Origin of the sequence: Microcoleus sp. BR0-C5 (assembly GCF_036705045.1) — a bacterium.
Classification (GTDB): Bacteria; Cyanobacteriota; Cyanobacteriia; order Cyanobacteriales; family Microcoleaceae; genus Microcoleus.
In genome coordinates, this window is the sequence record NZ_JAUBTR010000021.1 from 71,344 (window position 1) to 91,048 (window position 19,705).

At 47.5% G+C, this 19,705-nt stretch carries 14 protein-coding genes; 4 read left to right on the forward strand and 10 right to left on the reverse strand.

The window, feature by feature from the left end; genetic code table 11:
• Positions 1-28: 28 nt before the first annotated feature.
• Positions 29-4,159: an EAL domain-containing protein gene (locus QUB08_RS12770; protein ID WP_333225053.1), complete on the reverse strand. Its 4,131-nt coding sequence runs from the start codon at positions 4,157-4,159 to the stop codon at positions 29-31.
• 101 nt (positions 4,160-4,260) lie between these two features.
• Positions 4,261-4,596 carry a hypothetical protein gene (locus QUB08_RS12775; protein ID WP_333225054.1) on the reverse strand — a complete coding sequence of 112 codons (336 nt, stop codon included), beginning with the start codon at positions 4,594-4,596 and terminating at the stop codon, positions 4,261-4,263.
• A gap of 135 nt (positions 4,597-4,731) precedes the next feature.
• On the opposite strand from QUB08_RS12775, the gene acnB reads away from it, so the two are divergent.
• From acnB to QUB08_RS12795, 4 genes are all read left to right on the forward strand, one after another.
• Entirely contained in the window at positions 4,732-7,347 is a 2,616-nt protein-coding gene (gene acnB, locus QUB08_RS12780; protein ID WP_333225055.1) for a bifunctional aconitate hydratase 2/2-methylisocitrate dehydratase, read from the forward strand.
• 253 nt (positions 7,348-7,600) lie between these two features.
• Positions 7,601-8,059, forward strand: a complete 459-nt coding sequence (locus tag QUB08_RS12785) for a hypothetical protein (RefSeq protein ID WP_333225056.1) — start codon at positions 7,601-7,603, stop codon at positions 8,057-8,059.
• 9 nt (positions 8,060-8,068) lie between these two features.
• A complete protein-coding gene (locus QUB08_RS12790) occupies positions 8,069-8,524 on the forward strand; it encodes a nucleic acid-binding protein (RefSeq protein ID WP_333225057.1) in 456 nt (151 codons plus the stop codon).
• Between the two features lie 101 nt (positions 8,525-8,625).
• Positions 8,626-9,006: a cupin domain-containing protein gene (locus QUB08_RS12795; protein ID WP_445300914.1), complete on the forward strand. Its 381-nt coding sequence runs from the start codon at positions 8,626-8,628 to the stop codon at positions 9,004-9,006.
• A 192-nt stretch (positions 9,007-9,198) separates the two neighbouring features.
• Here QUB08_RS12795 and QUB08_RS12800 read toward each other — a convergent pair whose 3' ends face one another.
• From QUB08_RS12800 to QUB08_RS12835, 8 genes are all read right to left on the reverse strand, one after another.
• Positions 9,199-9,858, reverse strand: coding sequence for a pentapeptide repeat-containing protein (locus tag QUB08_RS12800; protein ID WP_333225059.1), 660 nt, complete (start codon positions 9,856-9,858; stop codon positions 9,199-9,201).
• Positions 9,859-10,019: 161 nt separating this feature from the next.
• Positions 10,020-11,669, reverse strand: coding sequence for an ABC transporter substrate-binding protein (locus QUB08_RS12805; protein WP_333225060.1), 1,650 nt, complete (start codon positions 11,667-11,669; stop codon positions 10,020-10,022).
• 59 nt (positions 11,670-11,728) lie between these two features.
• Positions 11,729-11,860 carry a hypothetical protein gene (locus QUB08_RS12810; protein WP_333225061.1) on the reverse strand — a complete coding sequence of 44 codons (132 nt, stop codon included), beginning with the start codon at positions 11,858-11,860 and terminating at the stop codon, positions 11,729-11,731.
• Positions 11,835-16,673 (reverse strand): PAS domain S-box protein, encoded by a 4,839-nt coding sequence (locus QUB08_RS12815; protein WP_333225062.1) that lies wholly within the window; start codon positions 16,671-16,673, stop codon positions 11,835-11,837. The genes QUB08_RS12810 and QUB08_RS12815 overlap by 26 nt, the downstream gene beginning before the upstream one ends.
• 98 nt (positions 16,674-16,771) lie before the next feature.
• Positions 16,772-16,906: a helix-turn-helix transcriptional regulator gene (locus tag QUB08_RS12820; RefSeq protein WP_333225063.1), complete on the reverse strand. Its 135-nt coding sequence runs from the start codon at positions 16,904-16,906 to the stop codon at positions 16,772-16,774.
• 273 nt (positions 16,907-17,179) lie between these two features.
• The gene (locus tag QUB08_RS12825) at positions 17,180-18,655 is read right to left on the reverse strand and encodes an adenylate/guanylate cyclase domain-containing protein (RefSeq protein WP_333225064.1); all 1,476 of its coding nucleotides are present in this window, start codon (positions 18,653-18,655) and stop codon (positions 17,180-17,182) included.
• Between the two features lie 70 nt (positions 18,656-18,725).
• Positions 18,726-19,070: a slr1659 superfamily regulator gene (locus QUB08_RS12830; RefSeq protein ID WP_333225065.1), complete on the reverse strand. Its 345-nt coding sequence runs from the start codon at positions 19,068-19,070 to the stop codon at positions 18,726-18,728.
• Positions 19,071-19,116: 46 nt separating this feature from the next.
• A complete protein-coding gene (locus QUB08_RS12835) occupies positions 19,117-19,695 on the reverse strand; it encodes a DUF6272 family protein (protein ID WP_333225066.1) in 579 nt (192 codons plus the stop codon).
• Between the last annotated feature and the right edge of the window lie 10 nt (positions 19,696-19,705).

Genomic DNA, 19,705 nt, shown 5'->3' on the forward strand with positions numbered 1-19,705 from the left:
AGGCACTATTTACCAATCTGTACCTCAATCAGTCCATAATTGCTATATTACCGAGATTTATCAGGATTTCTGTCACGGCAGAACTGTCCAAAGGTTTAGAAAACCAATATCCCTGAGCTAATTCGCAGTCTAATTCTCGAAGCTGTGCTAACTGTTCGGCTGTCTCTACACCTTCGGCGATCGCATTTAATCCCAAATTGTGAGCCAAAGTTACGATCGCCCGCACAATCTGCACAGGCTGACCCCCGTCGTCACCGTTTTCGACAGCCCCCAAGCGGCTCACAAAAGATCGATCGATCTTCAGTGTATCAAGCGGAAAACGGTGCAAGTAACTCAAAGACGAATAGCCAGTACCGAAATCGTCGATCGACAATCGAATATTCCTACCTTTTAATTGGGCTAGCACAATATTTGCTTTTTTCACATTTTCCACGATCGCGCTTTCAGTAATCTCCAATTTTAAACAGCTCGGATCGCAGCCAGTTTTTGCTAAGATTTCATCGATTTCCTCGATTAAATTCGGCATACCTAACTGTTTAGGAGAGAGATTGACGCTCATTGTTAATTGCGAAGGATCAATAATGGGTAATTTAAAATTCGGAATTGGTACCTGGGAAGTTGTACTTAATGTAGCCGAAGTATTGGTAATTGGGAATTGGGAATTGGTAATAGATGAGTGGAAATCCGTAATCGGGAATTGGTAACTGGGAATTGGTAATTTTTTACCGATTCTTTCTTCCCTGTGACCAATACTAGGGCTAACCTCAGTAAAAGTTCCGTGTTCCTCATGCCCTGTATCTGTTACATCAGTTAAATCCTCTACATTGCCCGTTACCCTCTTCCCTCTTTTTACCCGGAGCGAAGTCGAAGCACCTTCTTCCTTCTGGTTACGCTGAGCGACTCGCCCTGAGTGATGCCGAAGGGAGTCGAAGGGCCTTGTTCCGACTTCCATTTGACTTCTTCCCTGTTCCTCGGTTAACATTTCTTGCCAAATCCGCAATTGCTGACAAGCTTCCCGCAACACCCAGGCTCCCAGAGGCACGATCAAACCTGTTTCTTCAGCTACAGGGATAAAAGTAGACGGCGGAACTAGACCCCGAACTGGGTGGTGCCAGCGCACCAAGGCTTCAAAACCTTCGAGCGCACCGCTGGCGATCGAAACAATCGGTTGGTAGTGCACAATAAAGTGCGAACATTGATCCTTGCTCTCTCCTAATTCCTCCTTGCCCAAAATAGCCAACCGCAAGTCAGTTTCTAACTGCAACAGCGACATAGTTTGGTCGTGCATCGCCAAATTAAAAACTTCGTGGCGGGCCTTACCCAAAGCTTTAGCGCGGTACATAGCGATGTCAGCATCGCGTAGGAATTCTTCTGGGTGAGTGTACGGATTCGATTCGCCACTGGCGGTGGCTTCGCCTCGACTGAAAACAATGCCAATGCTAGCTGTGGTAAATACTTCGTGCCCTTCGAGATGAAACGGCTTCGTCAGTTCTTTTTGTATCTTTTTAGCTGCGAGGGTGGCGTCGCTGAGGCTCTGAATGTGGTCTAGCAGGATGGTGAATTCGTCTCCCCCCAGTCGGGCGACGGTATCAGAAACCCGGACGCAGGTTTGCAGTCGCTGGGCGAGGGCAATTAGCAGTTTGTCTCCTAAAACGTGTCCTAAAGAATCATTAACTACTTTGAAGCGGTCTAAATCTAGGAAAAGTAAACCAAATTTGTAATCGGGGGACTGATTGGATCGGCGGATGGCTTGTCCTAGCCTGTCGATGAACAAAACCCGGTTGGGCAAACCCGTCAGCGCATCGTGAAAAGCGCCGTGCAGCAGTTGCCGTTCTACTCGCTTGCGCTCGGTGACATCTCGGATAATAATCTGGCCGGCCGTCGAGCCTTGATAAATAGCGGGGATGCCGGCCATTTCAACGTCTATTATTTGTCCGTCGAGCCGCATCAGTTTTTGTTCGGCAAGGTCGAGTGGCTGATTTTCTGTCTCGACTAGCCGAATCCGCTCTGTGGCTATTTCCACATAGTTTGGATGGACGAAATGCAATATGGGAAAGCCAATCAGCGCTTCGGGAGAGCTCGCACCGAGGAGTTTCGCGCCGGCAGCATTGATGTAGGCGATTTTCCCTTGACTGTGAACGGCGATCGCTTCGGGAGATAGTTCTACTAAACGGCGATAGCGTTCTTCACTTTCTTTGAGAGATACTATCAATTCGCAGCGCTCTTTTTCAGCTTGCTGGCGTTCGACTTCCATTTGGTGAACCGCCAGAATTTTCCCAATACTTTGAGCCATCAATTCTATAATTTCTATTTCCTCGTACTTGAACTTTCTTTTCTTTATTTCTGGCGAACTAAAACTTAAGGTGCCGTAAGTTTTATTGTTAACAAATATCGGCGTTCCGATGTAAGATTCCGCATGGCAGTTCTGATAAGCAGGATGTTCGCGCATCTCAATATCTGCTCCTATATGAGAATACGCAACTGTTTTGTTAAGTTTAATGACTGCCGCGCAGAAAGTATCGCCGAGGTTCAATTCTAAGCCTCGCACGAAGTATTGTAAATCTGTTTTCGATGCTCGGACAATAAAAGTTTCGCTGTCAACTTCAGCCAGGATGCCCCTAGAAAGTCCAAACATCAAACAGCCTGCTGTTAGATAATCGTCAACCCGTTCTTCAAAGTTTTGATAATGATAAGTTGTAATCCGGTGCAAGTGTTTGAGATTAGCGCTAAAAGCTGCTAAAGCTTGAGAATTTAAAAATAATTCTTCTTCTGAGCGCTGGCGGTCGGTAATGTCTGTTTGTACTCCAATAAAGTGGGTTAAGTGTCGCCGCGAGTTGTAAATCGGAGCGATCGACAGTTCGTGCCAAAAAGGCGTGCCGTCTTTCCGAAAGTTGCGTAATATAACTTGAGATTCTCTTCCTTCTTCAATCGCAATTCGCAATTGTTTGGCAGCGGGGCTGTCAGTATCTGTGCCCTGCAAAAATCGGCAATTTTTGCCCATTAACTCGTCTCTGCTATAACCCGTAATCCGCTCAAAACTGGGATTGACATAAATAATCGGATTATCTGCAACGGTTGCGTCGGTGATGGCAATGCCGTTGCTGCAACTTTCGATCGCCCGTTCCATCATTTGTAAGCGCTCTTGCGATATAATGCGCTCGATCGCCGCAGCTAACACGTTGGCGATCGCTTCTACAAAATAAACGTCATCTTGACTGAAAACCCGCCCTTGGCTGGTATGAACCCCCAAAATGCCCCATGCCGGCGAGGATGAACTGTTTGCTGGCTCTGCTTGTCCCCAGTTCCTCCCCAGTCCCCGATTGCCGGGAATAATTACAGTAACGCCGCTGACAGCCCGGTGGTTATGCAGTAGCGGCAACTCGCTAAAGCGCGTTTCCACCCGCAAATCTTCGACGATTGTTGGTTCGCCCACTAGCAATGTGTAACCTGCTTGCGATCGGGCAGAAGCGGCAACAGTAGCGCTGCCGACGAGGCCCGGCTGCCAGCCAACCCCCGCTCGCAGCAGAAAAGCATGACCAGAGGGCAACAGTTCTAACAACTGACAATAATCAACGTCCAGCGTTTGAGCAATTAAAACGGCAGCTTTGTCCATCAGTGCAGACAAATCTGTTTCGGCCAGGGCCTGCTGCCCCAAGTAAGCGACGGCCGCTTGCTGGCGGGCCCGCGAGTGGATTGACGTGAGCAATTCCTGCTCCTTGGCGGCCGCTCGCTTCCGATCCGTAATGTCGCTGAACACCGACAGAACAGCTTTCCCCGACACCAATGCCAGATACCGCATCGATACACTTGCCCAAAACAGCGTGCCGTCAGCTTTTTTAAGCCGGACTTCTGTCTCGCGGACGTGTCCGTTGCGGGCGAGCCGCAACAGCAATTCCTGGCGCTCTGCCGGTTTGTGGTAGAGCATTTCGGCTTTTTGGCGGTCGATCGACTTAAATCCTGTGAACCCGAAAGCCTGACGACATAAATCGTTACTATAAATAATTGTGCCGTCCGCCAGACTGCTCACGATCAGGGGTATTGGCATCGAGTTGGCGATCGTCAGCAGTAATTCTTTGGTTCCTTGCAGCTCTTTGTACAAGTCTGGCTTGGAGGCCCAGCCGTGACAGTTTTCAGAGTTTTCAGGGATAAAACTTTCCATTGTTTAATCGATCCATTAGCAGGACAACTTTTTTAAACTTGTGGTAAATGACGATTTCAGATGCAGAGCATTGGTAACAACTGAAGACTTAATTTCATTTGTCAATCAGTAATATTACTCAAAAAAACTGCTTTTCTAGGAGTAGAAAATTCGCGATTTGGGAGTGGGTGGGCATAAATATGGCGCTCGGCATGATTCCTCGATCGCGCCAATCTGAGTTTTGTAGCCAAAATTCGAGTATATTCTGAGCATAATTGCTCATTGACAAATGCTTCCCTAGCTTTAGTTGTCAGGGATAGATGCTCTTGACGATCGACAGTAGCCCACAACACATTAATCTTAACCACAACAATGCAACTGAAGGCCTCTAAACTGCTCGGCTGGGGTGGGATATGCTGCACTCCCGGTGGAGAACACATCTGTCTTTGGTATGACAATCTACTGTTTTTAAAGTTGCGTTAAGTTTTGATGTATGGCGAGGTACTTTACCCAATGTGCAGCGGAAGCTCCTAATCTAAAAAGTAAAGTCACCTACACACAACCACCGAATACTATCCGAGGAGAGAGGAGAAATGCTTGAATCTTACCGCCGTACCGCTGCCGAACGGGCAGCTTTGGGAATTCCACCCCTGCCGCTAGACGCCCAGCAAACGTCGGAACTGTGTGAACTGCTGAAAAATCCGCCGGCAGGAGAAGAAGAAACCTTAATAGAATTATTGCGCGATCGCGTCCCCCCAGGCGTAGACAGCGCCGCCTACGTCAAAGCTGGTTTTTTAACTGGCATTGCTAAAGGCGAAATCCACAGCCCCCTAATTGCTCCCAAATGGGCAGTTTACCTGCTGGGGACAATGATGGGCGGTTACAACGTCCAATCTTTAATCGATTTGCTCAACCCCACTGCGGAAATTGCCATTCCCGCCACCGCAGCCCGGGCACTGAGCAAAACGTTGTTAGTATTCGACGCTTTCCACGACGTTATAGCTTTGTCTGATACCAATCCCTACGCCAAGCAGGTAGTCGATTCTTGGGCGGATGCCGAGTGGTTTACAGGCCGTCCTGTATTGCCAGAAGCGATTACCGTTACAGTCTTCAAAGTTCCTGGAGAAACCAATACTGACGACTTGTCGCCTGCACCTCATGCTACCACGCGGCCGGACATTCCCCTACACGCTTTGGCGATGCTCGAAAGTAAGATGCCTGGGGCTTTGCAAACCATTGCCGACTTGAAGCAAAAAGGTCATCCCGTAGCCTATGTTGGTGATGTTGTCGGTACTGGTTCGTCACGGAAATCGGCGATTAATTCCGTGCTCTGGCACATTGGCAATGATATTCCGTTTGTGCCGAACAAGCGCAGTGGCGGTTATATTTTAGGAAGTGCGATCGCCCCGATATTCTTCAATACCGCTGAAGATTCCGGCGCATTGCCGATAGAATGTGATGTCTCCAAAATGGAAACTGGAATGGTAATTACCATCCATCCCTACAAAGGCGAAATTACCAACGAAGCCGGAGAAATTATCTCCACCTTCACCCTCAAACCCGACACAATTATAGACGAAGTTCGGGCCGGTGGCCGAATTCCGCTATTAATTGGACGCACTTTAACCGACAAAACCCGCGAAGCTTTAGGACTAGAACCCAGCACTATTTTTACCCGTCCTACAATCCCAGTAGATACGGGCAAAGGCTTCACTTTAGCACAAAAAATGGTAGGCAAAGCTTGCGGTTTGTCCGGCGTTCGTCCCGGTACATCTTGCGAACCAGTCATGACAACAGTCGGCTCGCAAGATACCACAGGGCCAATGACTCGCGACGAATTGAAAGAACTTGCTTGTTTGGGATTTAGCGCCGATTTGGTTATTCAAAGTTTCTGCCACACCGCCGCTTATCCAAAACCAGTTGATGTCAAAACTCACCATGAATTGCCCGATTTCATGGCAGAGCGCGCCGGCATAGCTTTGCGCCCCGGAGACGGCATTATTCACTCTTGGCTGAACCGGATGTTATTGCCAGATACGGTGGGAACGGGCGGCGATTCTCACACTCGTTTTCCTTTGGGAATTTCCTTTCCTGCGGGTTCGGGATTGGTGGCATTTGCTGCGGCATTGGGCGTCATGCCTTTGGATATGCCGGAATCGGTTTTAGTCAGATTTAAGGGCGAATTGCAGCCGGGAGTAACGCTCAGGGATGTTGTGAATGCCATTCCCTATGTTGCAATTCAAAAAGGTTTGCTGACAGTCTCCAAACAGAATAAGAAAAACGTCTTTTCTGGGCGGATTATGGAGATTGAAGGGTTGCCCGATTTGAAGGTCGAGCAGGCTTTTGAATTGACCGATGCCTCCGCCGAGCGTTCTTGCGCTGGATGCACGATTAAATTGAGCGCTGAGACGGTCTCTGAGTACATTCGTTCTAATGTCGCACTGCTGAAAAACATGGTGGCGCGGGGCTATCAAGATGCGCGGACGATGATGCGCCGCGTGGCGAAGATGGAGGAATGGCTGGCAAATCCGGTGCTGATGGAGGCGGATGCTGATGCGGAGTACGTTGAAATCATCGAAATTGATCTGAACGAGATTAAAGAGCCAATTGTGGCTGCTCCCAACGACCCGGATAATGTTAAGTTGTTGAGTGAGGTTGCGGGCGATCGGGTTGACGAAGTATTTGTCGGTTCCTGCATGACAAATATCGGTCACTACCGCGCCACAGCGAAGGTATTGGAAGGTGCAGGGGAAGTGAAAACTCGCCTGTGGATTTGTCCGCCAACTCGGATGGACGAACAGCAACTCAAAGAAGAAGGTTATTACAGCATTTTTGGAGCCGCTGGAGCCCGTACAGAAATGCCCGGATGCAGTCTTTGTATGGGCAATCAAGCGCGGGTTAAAGATGCGACAACGGTTTTTTCAACTTCTACCCGCAACTTTAACAACCGCATGGGCAAAGACGCACAAGTTTATCTCGGTTCGGCGGAATTGGCTGCTGTTTGTTCGCTGTTAGGTCGCATTCCTACAGTCCAAGAATACAATGACATCGTGTCGAAGAGAATCGATCCTTTTGCTGGGGATTTGTATCGCTATTTGAATTTCGATCAAATTGCTGGTTTTGAGGATGAAGGACGAGTGATTGCTTTGGAAGATATGCCTCGCATTGAGGATCTTTTGGGGATTCCAGATGGTGTTTTGAGCAAGTAATTTCGTCGAAACTCAGCGAACTGCTTATCTTGAAACGCAGATGAACGCAGGTGTACGCAGATGAATTTTATCTGCGTTCATCTGTGTTAATCCGCTGACATCTGCGGTTACAACAAATCCCAGAATCTCCATGAATCATCCCCCGTTTTTTGTTTAAAATATAAGTAGAGGCGAGTTCGATCGCCAATCTCTAATTCCGATCCAGGATATCGACCTGCCAATCCCTATAAATCCGCTTGAGGAGAAAAAAAGTATGTCTGAACGAGCTTTAATCACTGAAAACCCAGAGACACCAACTTCAGTGCCAGAAATTCGCATTGGTAATGAAATGGTAGAGTTTCTCAGTGTAATTCAGCAAACTCCGAGAGAATATTGGCCTAATTTGCTTAAAATGATGAGGTTATTTCTGGAAACTGTGACAGTTAAGCCAGGATTGTCGGAACCCGCCGAGACACCTGAAAATGTAGAGTTTACTAAACTGTCGAAGGAGGGAAGTATCAACAGAAATCAAGCTATGACCAGAGTAATGCTAGCGGGGCTAAAGGAAGGAAATGAGGATAACGAAAAACCAGAAATTATCGATCCTTTACAGCAGCACGAAGCTCTGAGCAAGCTGTTACAGTCTTGGGTAGATGATGGAGATGAACAGGAGCAAACAGAAACCGCTGAAGTTCTCCGCAAGGCACTAGAAGAAAGCCCCGTGCATATATAAGAGCATTCCATGAGCAGAATAGTGTTGTTAGATTCGGGGCCATTAGGAATTGTTACAAATCCCAAAGCCGACTCTCCTTTATCTCAAGAGGGTAAAGTCTGGCTGCAATCTTTGCCGCTAAAAGGTTACATTGTCATGCTTCCTGAAATTGCTGACTATGAGGTGAGGCGCGAATTAATTCGTGCAGGTAAAACGGAAGGTATTAGACGACTTGATCAACTTAAATCGCAAATCCCCTACCGTCCTTTGACTTCGGAGGTAATGCTTCTAGCGGCTCAGTTGTGGGCTGACGCGAGAATGAGAGGAAGACCAACTGCAGAAGCCAGTGCACTTGACGGGGATGTGATTTTGGCGGCTCAAGCAATATTGGAGGCAAATGAAGGGCATGAGGTGATAATTGCCACCACAAATGTGGGGCATTTGTCTCAATTTGTGGATGCTCGCGAGTGGCGGCTAATTGAGTAATGTTTAAATCGATCGCACTTACGGACTTACGCACTTACCCCATCCCTGCTATACTTTCAACTACAGATATTTTTACAGACACCGTTAGCGAGATAAACAGCATGGTGGAAACAGTGGACACAATCGAAAAAACTGACGATCGCACACAAACCCGCTACTGGGGTCAAGTTACAGTCATAGACGCGGGCGATCGTTATAAGATCAATCGCATTGAAGTCAAGCCGGGGCATCACATCAGCACCCAAATGCACTATCACCGCAGCGAGCACTGGGTTGTCGTCTCCGGTACGGCTAAAGTTATCTGCGACGACAAAGAGACGATTCTCATGCAGAAACAGTCAACCTACGTTCCCATGAATACTGCTCACCGCGTAGAAAATCCAGGCGTTATTCCCCTGGTGATGATTGAAATCCAAAATGGTGAATACCTCGGCGATGATGACATTATCCGCTTCGCCCAAGATGCTCACGAGTCAGATTGATCCTAGCTCCCAATTATGAAGCAATCGCAGACGCCAGGGAAAAGCTTCGCACACCGAACAATGACCTCCTCCGCGACCGGAAACAAGATAAATCCTACAATTAAAACTATAGGGGCAATTTCAGAATTGCCCCTACCTTATTATATTAACTTTGTTAAGCACCAGAATTTGATATAGCAATTGGCGATCGTCCTACGGCAAAGAAGCGTTTTTCAAATCTACATTTGCCATATTGGCATTCTTTAAATTAGCACCTGTCAAGTCCGAACCGTTCAAATTTGCACCGTTCAAATTTGCATTGGTCAAATTTGCATCCCGCAAGTTGACTCCCTGTACGTCTATTCCCGACAAACTGCCACCTCTGAGGCTGACATTAGATAAATTCGCTAAAGACTGGCGAGCATTTCTCAGGTTTGCACCTGCCAAATTGGCGCTTTCTAAATTAGCGCCGATTAAATTAGCGCTGGTGAGGTTGGTATTTTTCAAACTCGCAATCACTAAACCCGCCAAACTCAGATTAGCGCGACTCAAATCAGCACCCTCCAAATTAGCCCCGTGCATTTTAGCCGCAATTAAACTCGCACCTTGCAATTTAGCTTGTTTCAGATTTGCTTCGTTCAGTTTGGCTTCGTCCAAATTTGCACCGTTCAAATTTGCACCTCTGAGATTCGCACCGCTCAAATCTGCCCCGCTCAGATTCATACCAGCAAGCTGCGCTCCTGTCAAGTCACATTGGCTACATTTTTTAGTTTCTAATAATTGCTTGACGTGTGATACGTTTTCTGCCTTTACTCCCGATGCACAACCGATCGCAATCAGCAGCCCTGTTGTTGTTAAAATTCCAAGTTTCATATACCCACCCTCAGCAATATCTCTCTCTTAATAATATCCCACATTATTAAAGAGGGTCGGGTGATCAGTCTCTTTGATAAACTGTGACAATCATCACCCTGTTGTGCACAAAATATGCAATAATTATTGACGTTTCAACTCCCAAAAATTATTGTAACGAATTATTGCTTTTTCAGGAACCAAAAAGGAAAAGATTGCGTCGGTTCTAGACGGACGCCGGTAATGCTGTTCTGAGCAAACGTATAGTCCTTATCCTGCCAAAGAGGGATGAAAGGTACATCTTTACCCAGTATGTCTTGAATTTCGGCAAACAGGGCTTTGCGGGTTTCAGGGTTTGCTTCTTTTCGTTGCTTGTCGATCAGTTGATTTACTCGATCGCTATAATAAAACGAACCCTGACCTTGACTTTGACCCTTAGAGCAGCCCTCAGCCTCGGAACCCGTGGCACAATCTAAAAACGGCTGGATGTAATTGTCAGCGTCAAAAAAGTCAGCCGACCAATCCACTAAAACTGCAGGATAAATTCCCTTCTCTATGTTTTGAAACAAAGTCGGAGATTCAACGCTGTTAATTTCTACCTTCATTATCCCGTCCATTTTGAGTTTAGCTTGCGCCTCCATCATGCTCACCACTAAAGCTCGTTTTGTGGAAGATGAAGCATACCAAATTGGCAGAACGAAAGGATTGGTGGCAGAGTATCCCGCTTTCGTTAAAAGTTCCTTAGCCTTTGTCGTGTTGGCATCACCGTAGAGTTCTTTGAAAACCGGTTTTTGAACGTCGAAGTTTGTGGGAATCAGACTGTAAAGCGGTTGTGCTTGTCCCCGCAGTACGCGCTCGTTAATCACCGGGCGATCCATCACTGCTGCGATAGCCTGTCTGACTTCTAACTTGTCCAGCGGTTTAGACTTGGTATTCAGCGTTATGTAATTAACCGTACTGCTTTCCCCCGCGATTTCCTGCCATTTCCCTTTTTTTGCTCCCTCGTCCAAGCTTTGAACTTGGTCTGCATCCAGAGACAAATAAGCCACATCAACGGCACCAGTCTGAAAAGTATTGAACAAATTTGAGGAACTAGAAAGCAGCAAAATGTCAATTCCTTGATTAACCGGCTTTTCCCCCCAATACTTTTCAAACACGTCAAACTTGACAGAATCGCTGCCGTACTTCGCAAGTTTGTAACGTCCAGTTCCCACAAACGTATCGGGTTTAAATTTACCCTGTCCAATCTCGTATGCTTTCGGAGAAACAGCACACATACCCGAAAATGTCAAGAGGGAAGGAAAAGCAGAAAAAGGCTTTTTGAGTTGAAAAGTTAATTCGTATTCGCCCGTGGCTTTCACCGATTCTACTGCATCACTCAACAACATAGCCGGACTGCCACCATTTTTGATAAACCGCTGCAAGGAAAATTCCATTGCTGCGGCGTTAAACGGTGTATCGTCGTGAAAAATAACTCCTTGACGCAAGGGGACTGTATATGTCAATCCGTCTTGGCTAACTTTTGGCATTGCTGTCGCTAAGTGGGGGATTAACTTTGTAGTTCCAGACTCGTAGGTGTAGAGAGTGTCGCCCAAATTTCGCAGCAATTGTCCAGATAAGGTTTCGTAACCGTCCGCAGGGTCAAGCGTCCGCAATTTCAAGGTTGTGCCAATAGTAACGCGGTTATTAGCATTTTCGCCGCTCGCATTCACCGATGGACGTGTTCTTTGTCCACAACTTGCAGTTAACAAGCAGCACAGACAGAACAGAGCTATCGCTTTAATCACTGAAGGTTTTATATGTATTCTAGGCTGCTGCTTGTTAATTTTCATCGTCTTTTTTTGACACTCCAAATTATTGATTATATTATCAGGACTTACGCACTATTAGACTAGAAACCGGATTTATTGGTAGATTCTCCTGTAATACAAATATCGCTGCCTAACCACAGCAACTTAAAAGCTTGGTGATGTTCGATCGGTTTGAGATCCTTCGGCTCAATTTTTATAGCTTGCTGGGTCATGAGTGTTCTTGCTAAGAAGTTCGGCGATCGTCTTAATTAATTTATCCGGTTCGATCGGCTTTGCCAGATGTCGGTGGAATCCAGCTTGCAAAGCTTGCTGTTGATTAAACTCGCCTGCATAGGCAGTCAGGGCGATCGCGGGAATCAACCCACCTCGTTCTGGCGGCAGGGTTCGCACTTGCCGCAACAGCATATAGCCATCCATCCCCGGCATTCCAATGTCGCTCAACAGGACATCTGGCTGGAAATTAGCCAACGCTGTCACGGCTTCTTGAGGGACAGCAACAGTCAGTACCTCTGCACCTGCATCTTCTAGCAAAAAGGAAATCAACTCTCGCATATCCGGCTCATCATCTACCACAAGTATCCGCATCCCGGATAACGGTTCATCCGTACTCGATCGTTCCGAAAGTCCTGCAAGAGAGTTTTCTTGTCTTACCTTCGGTGATAGGGGCAGTCTTACGGTAAAGGTAGCTCCTAACCCTTCACCGGGGCTATCTGCCCCAACGGTGCCGCCGTGCAGTTCCACTAGATGCCGCACGATCGCCAGCCCCAATCCCAAGCCACCAAACTTGCGGGTTGTAGCGCCATCTTTTTGGCGGAAGTAGTCAAACACGTAGGGTAAAAACTCCGGTGCGATGCCAATCCCTGTATCCGCCACCGTAATTTGAGCGTGATTGCCAACACGAGTCAAATTCACCTCAACGCGCCCCCCGGCTGAAGTGAATTTGACCGCATTGGAAACAAGATTCCAGACAACTTGCTGCAAACGGCCCGAATCCCCCAAAATTTGTCCGATCTGAGGATCTAACACAGTCCGAATATCAATGGATTTGGCAACAGCAGCCAAATTGACAGTTTCGATCGCCGATTCCACAGTTAAAGCTAAATCGACTGGACGAATATTAAGACTGAGCTTGCCTTGGAGAATTTTCGAGACATCAAGCAAATCTTCAATCAATTCACTTTGCAGCTTGGCATTGCGTTCGATCGTCGCTAACGCCTGTGCAGTTTTCGCCGCATCCAGCTTGCCAGTTTGCAGCAGCTTTGACCAGCCCAGGATGGGATTGAGGGGCGATCGCAACTCATGGGATAGTACCGCTAAAAACTCATCCTTGATCCGATTGGCCTGTCTTAGCTGTTCCGCTTGCTGCTGGAGTGAATCGTTCAGATTTGCCCGTTCCAGAGCGATCGCGATCTGGTCACAGATAGATCCCAGCAGCTCGATTTCAGCAGGCGTGAAGTCCGTCCGAGTCAGACTGGCAAATGAGAGCGTCCCTAATAACCGCCCTTGAGCGATTAACGGTTGACCCACGTAAGCCGTGATGCCCAGTTCATAGGCGGCTTTACCATTCGGATGAGTGGAAAGTTCGGCTTGATTCAAGACAAGTTGCTGCTGCATTTGGGCAACCAGTCCACAGAGATATTCCCCTAAATCGATCCAGGCGATCGCCTGCGCCCTTTCTTCAGAGATGCCCTCATAGTTTCTCAAATGCAGCATCGGGTGGTTGTCTTTTTCTTCCACCATGAAGTTGTAGTAAGAGTGCAGATCGAGTTGCACTGCAAGTTTGCTGAATAGCGTGTCCATCAAAGCCAGAGGCTGTTCTGTATTCAACAGATCGCGGGTAGTTTCATACAGCAATTGCAGTCGCTCACTTGCTTGCCGTTGTGCGGTCTTGTCCTGCATGATTTTGACAAATCCCTGCGGACAATCCGCTTCATTAAGCAGGGGCATCATCAATCCACTGGCCCAAAAGCGATTCCCATCTTTGCGGACGTGCCAGCGTTCGTCTTCTGCCCGTCCTTGCAGTAGAGCAGTTTGCCTCTCGTACTCAGCTTGTCCTTGTTCGTTATCTTCAGGCGTGAAGATCATCCGAATCGAGCAACCAATTGCTTCTGTCTCGGTATAGCCCAACAACCTTTCTGCCCCTGAGTTCCAACTGTCAATAATGCCGTTAAGGTCGAGGGTGAAGATGCCATAATCTTTGGCGCTTTCAAAGATCAGACGGAGGCGGGATTCACTCTCGCGCAGGGCTTCCTCAGCTTGTTTGTGGTCTTCAATATCCACACAGGAGCCGATGTAGCCCAAGAACTCGCCGTCCAATCCGTAGCGAGGAACAGCTTCATCCATAATCCAACGGTATATGCCATCACAGCGTTTCAAGCGATAGTCCATCTTGAACGGTTGACGGGCATCAAAGGCAGTCACATACGTGTCTAAACAGCGCTCAAAGTCGTCGGGGTGGACTCCTTCTGTCCAACCATTGCCCATTTCTTGCTCGATCGTCCGTCCCGTAAAGTTTAGCCACGGGAGGTTGAAGTAATAACAGAGTTTATCGGTGCGGGCCATCCAAATCAGCACAGGGGCGGCATCTGCCATCAGCCGGAACCGTGCCTCACTCTCCCGTAGTGTGGCTTCGGCTTGTTTGCGATCGGTGATATCGTTGACCAGTGTTACAAACCCTTCAACTTTTCCCAGGCTATTGAAGCGGGGAACATAGGTCGCATTGATATAACGGGTTCCACCATCTTTGTAGGTAACTTGGGTTTCAAAAGTCACTTCCTTTCCTGCCAAGACTTGCTCAACATAAGGACGAATTCCTTCATAGGCAGTTTTGCCTAAAACCTCTTGAAGGTGCTTGCCATAGATTTGCGCTGCCGGATGTCCAAACCATTCTTCATATGCTCGATTGTTGAAGCGGTAGCGTTGGTCTGAGTCTACAAAGGAAATCAAGGCAGGCACGGCATTGGTCACTAAACGAAGTTCTGCTTCTCGTTGTTGCAATACCTCCTCGGCCAGTTTTCGATCGGTGACATTTCGGAAATAAATGGTAATCCCGTTCGCGGCAGGGTAGGTGCGAACGTCATACCACCGATCGTGATCGGGATAAAACGCCGTGACTGACAAAGCCCCGCGCTCGTTTGCCACGCGCCGATAAACCCGCTCAAACTCGCTGCCATTGAGTCCGGGGAATTCTTCCCACAAATTCTTCCCAATCAGATCGCCCGAAGTGCGGTCTAGCAGAATTTCCGCTGACCGATTCAGGTAAGTGAAACGCCAATTCTCATCAAGGGAAAAGAATCCATCATCAATGCTCTCTAGAATGTTGCGACTCTGCTCTTCGCTTTGACGCAAGGCTTCTTCGGCTTGTTTATGATCGCTGATGTCGATTAATACGCCGCGCGTCGAAATTATCATGCCCTCAGCGTTATAGGCGCAATCGCCCTTTGCCAAAATCCAACGAACGGTGCCATCTGCCCAAAGCGTCCGATATTCTATTTCAGTATGCGGTTGATTCGCTTTTAGCTCAGTGAGTACGGTGTGGACGAATGGGCGATCGTCGTGATGCACCGCTTCTAAAAACACCTTCATGGACATTGCGGTATTGACGGGTAAACCAAACATCGCTTTGGCTATGTCCGTCAAACTCAGCGTGTCAGTTTCTATATCCCAATACCACAAACCCAAATTGCCGCCTTCGGAAGCTAGTCGGAGTTGTTCTTCGCTCTCACGCAACGCCTGGAACGATCGATCGCGCTCGAAGGCGATGCTGGCAAGTTGGGTGCCGAACTCCGCGAGTTTATGTTCCCAATCACTCGGCATCCGCGCCTCCCTAAAGCACAGCATCAGCGACCCCATAGCTACATTGTCCTGCCTGAACACGGGCTGAGAATGACACGCTAGAATGCCATGAGCCACGCATAAATTTCGCCATGCTTGCGACCAGCGATCGTCGTTGGCAATGTCGGCGCAGGTCACGGGCTGACCGCTATACACTGCTTCGCCACAGGTTCCAATGCACAAATCGTTAATCGGAGCATCCTTGAGTCCTTCACCAAAAGACGGTGGAAAGTCTGGAGTAATGGATCTCTTCAACGTCAGCCGCCGATCGTCGGCTAGCAGAAAGCAGGCGCGGGTACCCGGATTCAGCCTGGCTACTGAGTCACATACCGCTGCCAGACAGTCGTCTAGTGGCTTTCCGAATGCGATCGACTCCAGCAGTCGTTTCTGCTCGATTAGCAGGAGTTCTGCCTGTTTGCGATCAGTAATGTCTGCAAGCAAAACGGTCAGTCCACTGGGGGAAGGGTAAATTCGATGGTCATGCCAACCCTTGCAAGGAGAGTACAGATAATCAAACTGGAGGGGCGTTTGTGCGCGCATTGCCCGATGAAACAGCACGTAAGCATCGGTGTCAACGGCAGTCGGAAATAACTCCCAAACGTTCTGACCCAGCAGCGCTGACCGGGGCATTCCAACCATTTCACAGTAGCGATCGTTGGCATAGGTGTAGCGCCAATCCCGATCGAGGATGTAAAACCCATCGTTGATGCTAGAAAGTACCGTTTCTAGCTGTTCTTTTGCCGCAGTCGCCGCAGTTTGTGCGACTTGGCCCCGAAGCTGGGCCTTTTGTTCTAGCGACCTTGCCTCCTGTAAAGTTTGCAAGGCTGCTTTCGCATTTTTTAGAGCTGTGCGCCACGATAGATTGAGTGAAGCGCTCAATCCTGCGGCGATCGAAAACATACTCAGCCGAACAATTGTCTCTACATTAACTATCTGTAAGGAATAGAACGGCTCAATAAAAAAATAGTTGATTGCCAGCGTGGATAAAATTGTTGCCAGTAACCCAGCCCCGAAACTTCCATACCACGCACTCACCATCACCGCGATGAAAAACAGGGGCATCGTGGTTGGGTAGAGCCACGGTAAAAGCGATCGGGTTAGTGCCAGTGCCACAGCCACGGAGAGGATCGCCACACCATAGGGAAGTAGTCGAATATCTCTGAAAATGCTGTTGATTCCCTCTAAACTCACCCTTTGTACTCCTTATCCGAAAAATATCTTGCTCGCCACGCCTTACTGCTGTCGCCAAGCGTTGCATCTGGCGAATTACCCAACTCATCCAGCAATATCTAAATTTGCTTGAGTGCCAAGCCAGAAGGCGTAGCCTGTCCATTTTCCCAACGATTAATCGTGGGAAAGGTCATCCCTAATTCATCCGCCAACTTTTTCTGAGACAGGTTCAGCGCTTGCCGCCGTTCTCGCACCTAATTACCGATCGCTGGTTTTTGGGTTCTAAGCCGTTCTCTTTTGAGAAGCCCCAGAAGTAACAGCTATAAAGCTGTTTATATTTTACACCTTTGACAGAGGCCAGAGGTCAGTCATCACTCTCAAGATATATATCAATCCTTACAGGAGTCGTAAATTTTTTATCCCACCCCAACCCTCCCCGATCCCGCGGGGAGAAAGTAAGAAATTCACAAGTGATGCGAGGATTGCTATATGGAGTCAATCTAAAATCTAAAATCGAGTAAGCTGCTTTAAATTCCTTTAAGGAGCGATCGCCAATCCCGACAGCGTTTCAGGTAAATGCGAGCTACATGATCGCTGGGATTTGTTCGCAAACACTCTTCAAATAATTTTCCCGCTTCTCGGAATTCCTTGCGATCGCACAGTAACATAGCTTCATTATATACAGACAAATTTGCTAGCTTTGCCGACAAACTTTCCGGCGGATCTGCATCAAATACCTCATAGACTACGACATATTGAGATTTTCCTTTTACCTGTACTTTATCCACAATCCTAATAGCATAATCCTTCGGATTTCGCAACCGTTCCAAAGTCTGCTGAGAAATTAACAGAGGTACGCCGTAATCTTTGGTCAATCCTTCAATGCGAGATGCTAAATTAACAGCATCGCTAATCACGGTGCTGTCCATTCGGCTTTTACCCCCGACTGTCCCCAGCATCAAAGAACCCGAATTGATGCCAATGCCAATTTGAATCGGGACGTAGCCGACACCTTGACGGTCTTCGTTGTAATTTCTGAGGATATTTAGCATTGCGATACCCGCTTTCACTGCATCATCGGCAAAGTCACTAAACAAAGCCATAATTGCATCGCCGATGTATTTGTCAATAAACCCGTTATTGCTAGTAATCGCAGGCTCCATCCGCGAAAGGTAAGCATTGATAAATTTAAAATTTTCTTGGGGAGTCATAGTTTCTGAAAGCGTCGTGAAGTCGCGAATATCCGCAAATAACACCGACATTTCATGCTGCACTTGGTCGCCTAAATTGACATTTATAATACTTTCATATCCCAAAAAACTTAGAAATTGATGGGGTACAAATCGCGCGTAGGCATCAGTTAATTCTGATTCAGCATCCAGATATTTATTCAACTTTAAATTGTCCTCAGATTGTTTGTTAAGAAATTTATGACGCTCCGCTTCAGCTTGTTTGCGTTCCGTGATATCTTGAAAAACTGCGATCGCAAAAGCAACTTTGCCACCCTCGTCAAAAATTGGTGTTCCCCAAATCTCAAGGGGAACTTTCTTGTAGGGTTGATGAATTTCCAGATTTTCGGCCGTCGCGTTTTCGCCCCTCAAAGCTCGGACGATGGGCAAATTCTCGAAAGGGTAAATAGTCTCAGTTCCCGCAATATAAATTTGATAAATTTCTGACAAATCCTCAACTGCATTTAAGGGCAAAACTCCTTGGCAGAGTAACTGCTGTCCGGCGTGATTTATGTAGTAAGGTCTGCCTTGAGAATCCAGCACGAGCACACCTATGGGAATCGCTTCGAGAAATTGAGCCAGCTTGATTTCGCCTTCGCGCACCGCCTCGAATGCGCGATACCGCAACTCAGTTTCAACCGTATCGGAATGTTCAGCAGTAGTTTCCAGCAAGATTTCCAGATCCGCTTTTTCCTCCTTCAAGTCTTCCACTTGCTGGCGCAATCTTTCTATCTCTAAAAGTAGCTGTTCTCTAGATGGTTGTTCTTCCAGCATAACTCGAGAATTTGCGCCTCGACTAATAAAAAATTGCTTAACATCTCGCACCCTAAAAGTAATCGTGTTTCTAGAGAAAATCCAACTGCAAACCAGGCATCAGGCGCTGGAAATTTTTCAAAGACTTACCTTGCCATGCTATGCTTTGAGAGCCTTGCACCGCCATTTGCACCCTGGCTGTTTTGCGGATCTCGATAATAAACTTCGATAGCATATTGATACCAGAACTGTTCAAAAATTCTAACTGCTGCAAATTGAGGGTAATTTTTGTCGGTTCCAAGTCGGCAACTTTGGTCAGAAACTGCGCTATCGGCGCGTACTCTGCAGGCCCGCTCAGCCTTAGAGATCCAATAAAACTCACGGTTGCCGTTGCTGGATCGTAACAGATCTGGTAATCTTCTGTATTAATTTCCATAGCCACAAAAAAAAGTCCCTTAGATATTATCGATCGCTAGCGTTGGTTATACTGTTAATTGCACCATAGTTGTCACCGCAATTACTTCCGGGTCTTTGTGCACGGTCTGGAATTTCCAGCCAAGTTTGGCGGTATAATCGGTGAGCATGGTCAACAAACCCAATCCAGAATTCGTACAGGTTTCGTCAGCAGCATTTTTTTCTAACCGCTGAATGTAAAGTTCGCTTGGATCCGAGGTCAGTAACTGGTGAATGTAAGCCTGAAAATTGTCCACCGCTTGCGGAGAGATGCTGTTAGCAACTGAGAAAATCACTCCGTCGCTCTCTAATTGCAGTTTAATATCGATCGGGTACTCCGAGGTTTCATCATTAAACTTCATGGCATTTTCCAATAACTCGTTGGCAATGTAGCTAACAGCGCTTTTTATTTCAGCTTGTCTTTCAATTGTCGCGGGATCATCTTGGTTGCCCGGAAAAAAAGTCGTCAGGTAGTCAGCCAGAAAATCCGCCGACAAACCGTTGTTCCGCCACCGCTGCTTGAGAGGAACCGAACTCGGAGAAAATCCAATTATTAAGTATTCTTGGCTAGCGGGCTGCTCTATGAAATCGCCTAAAATCTGAATCATATCAATGTGA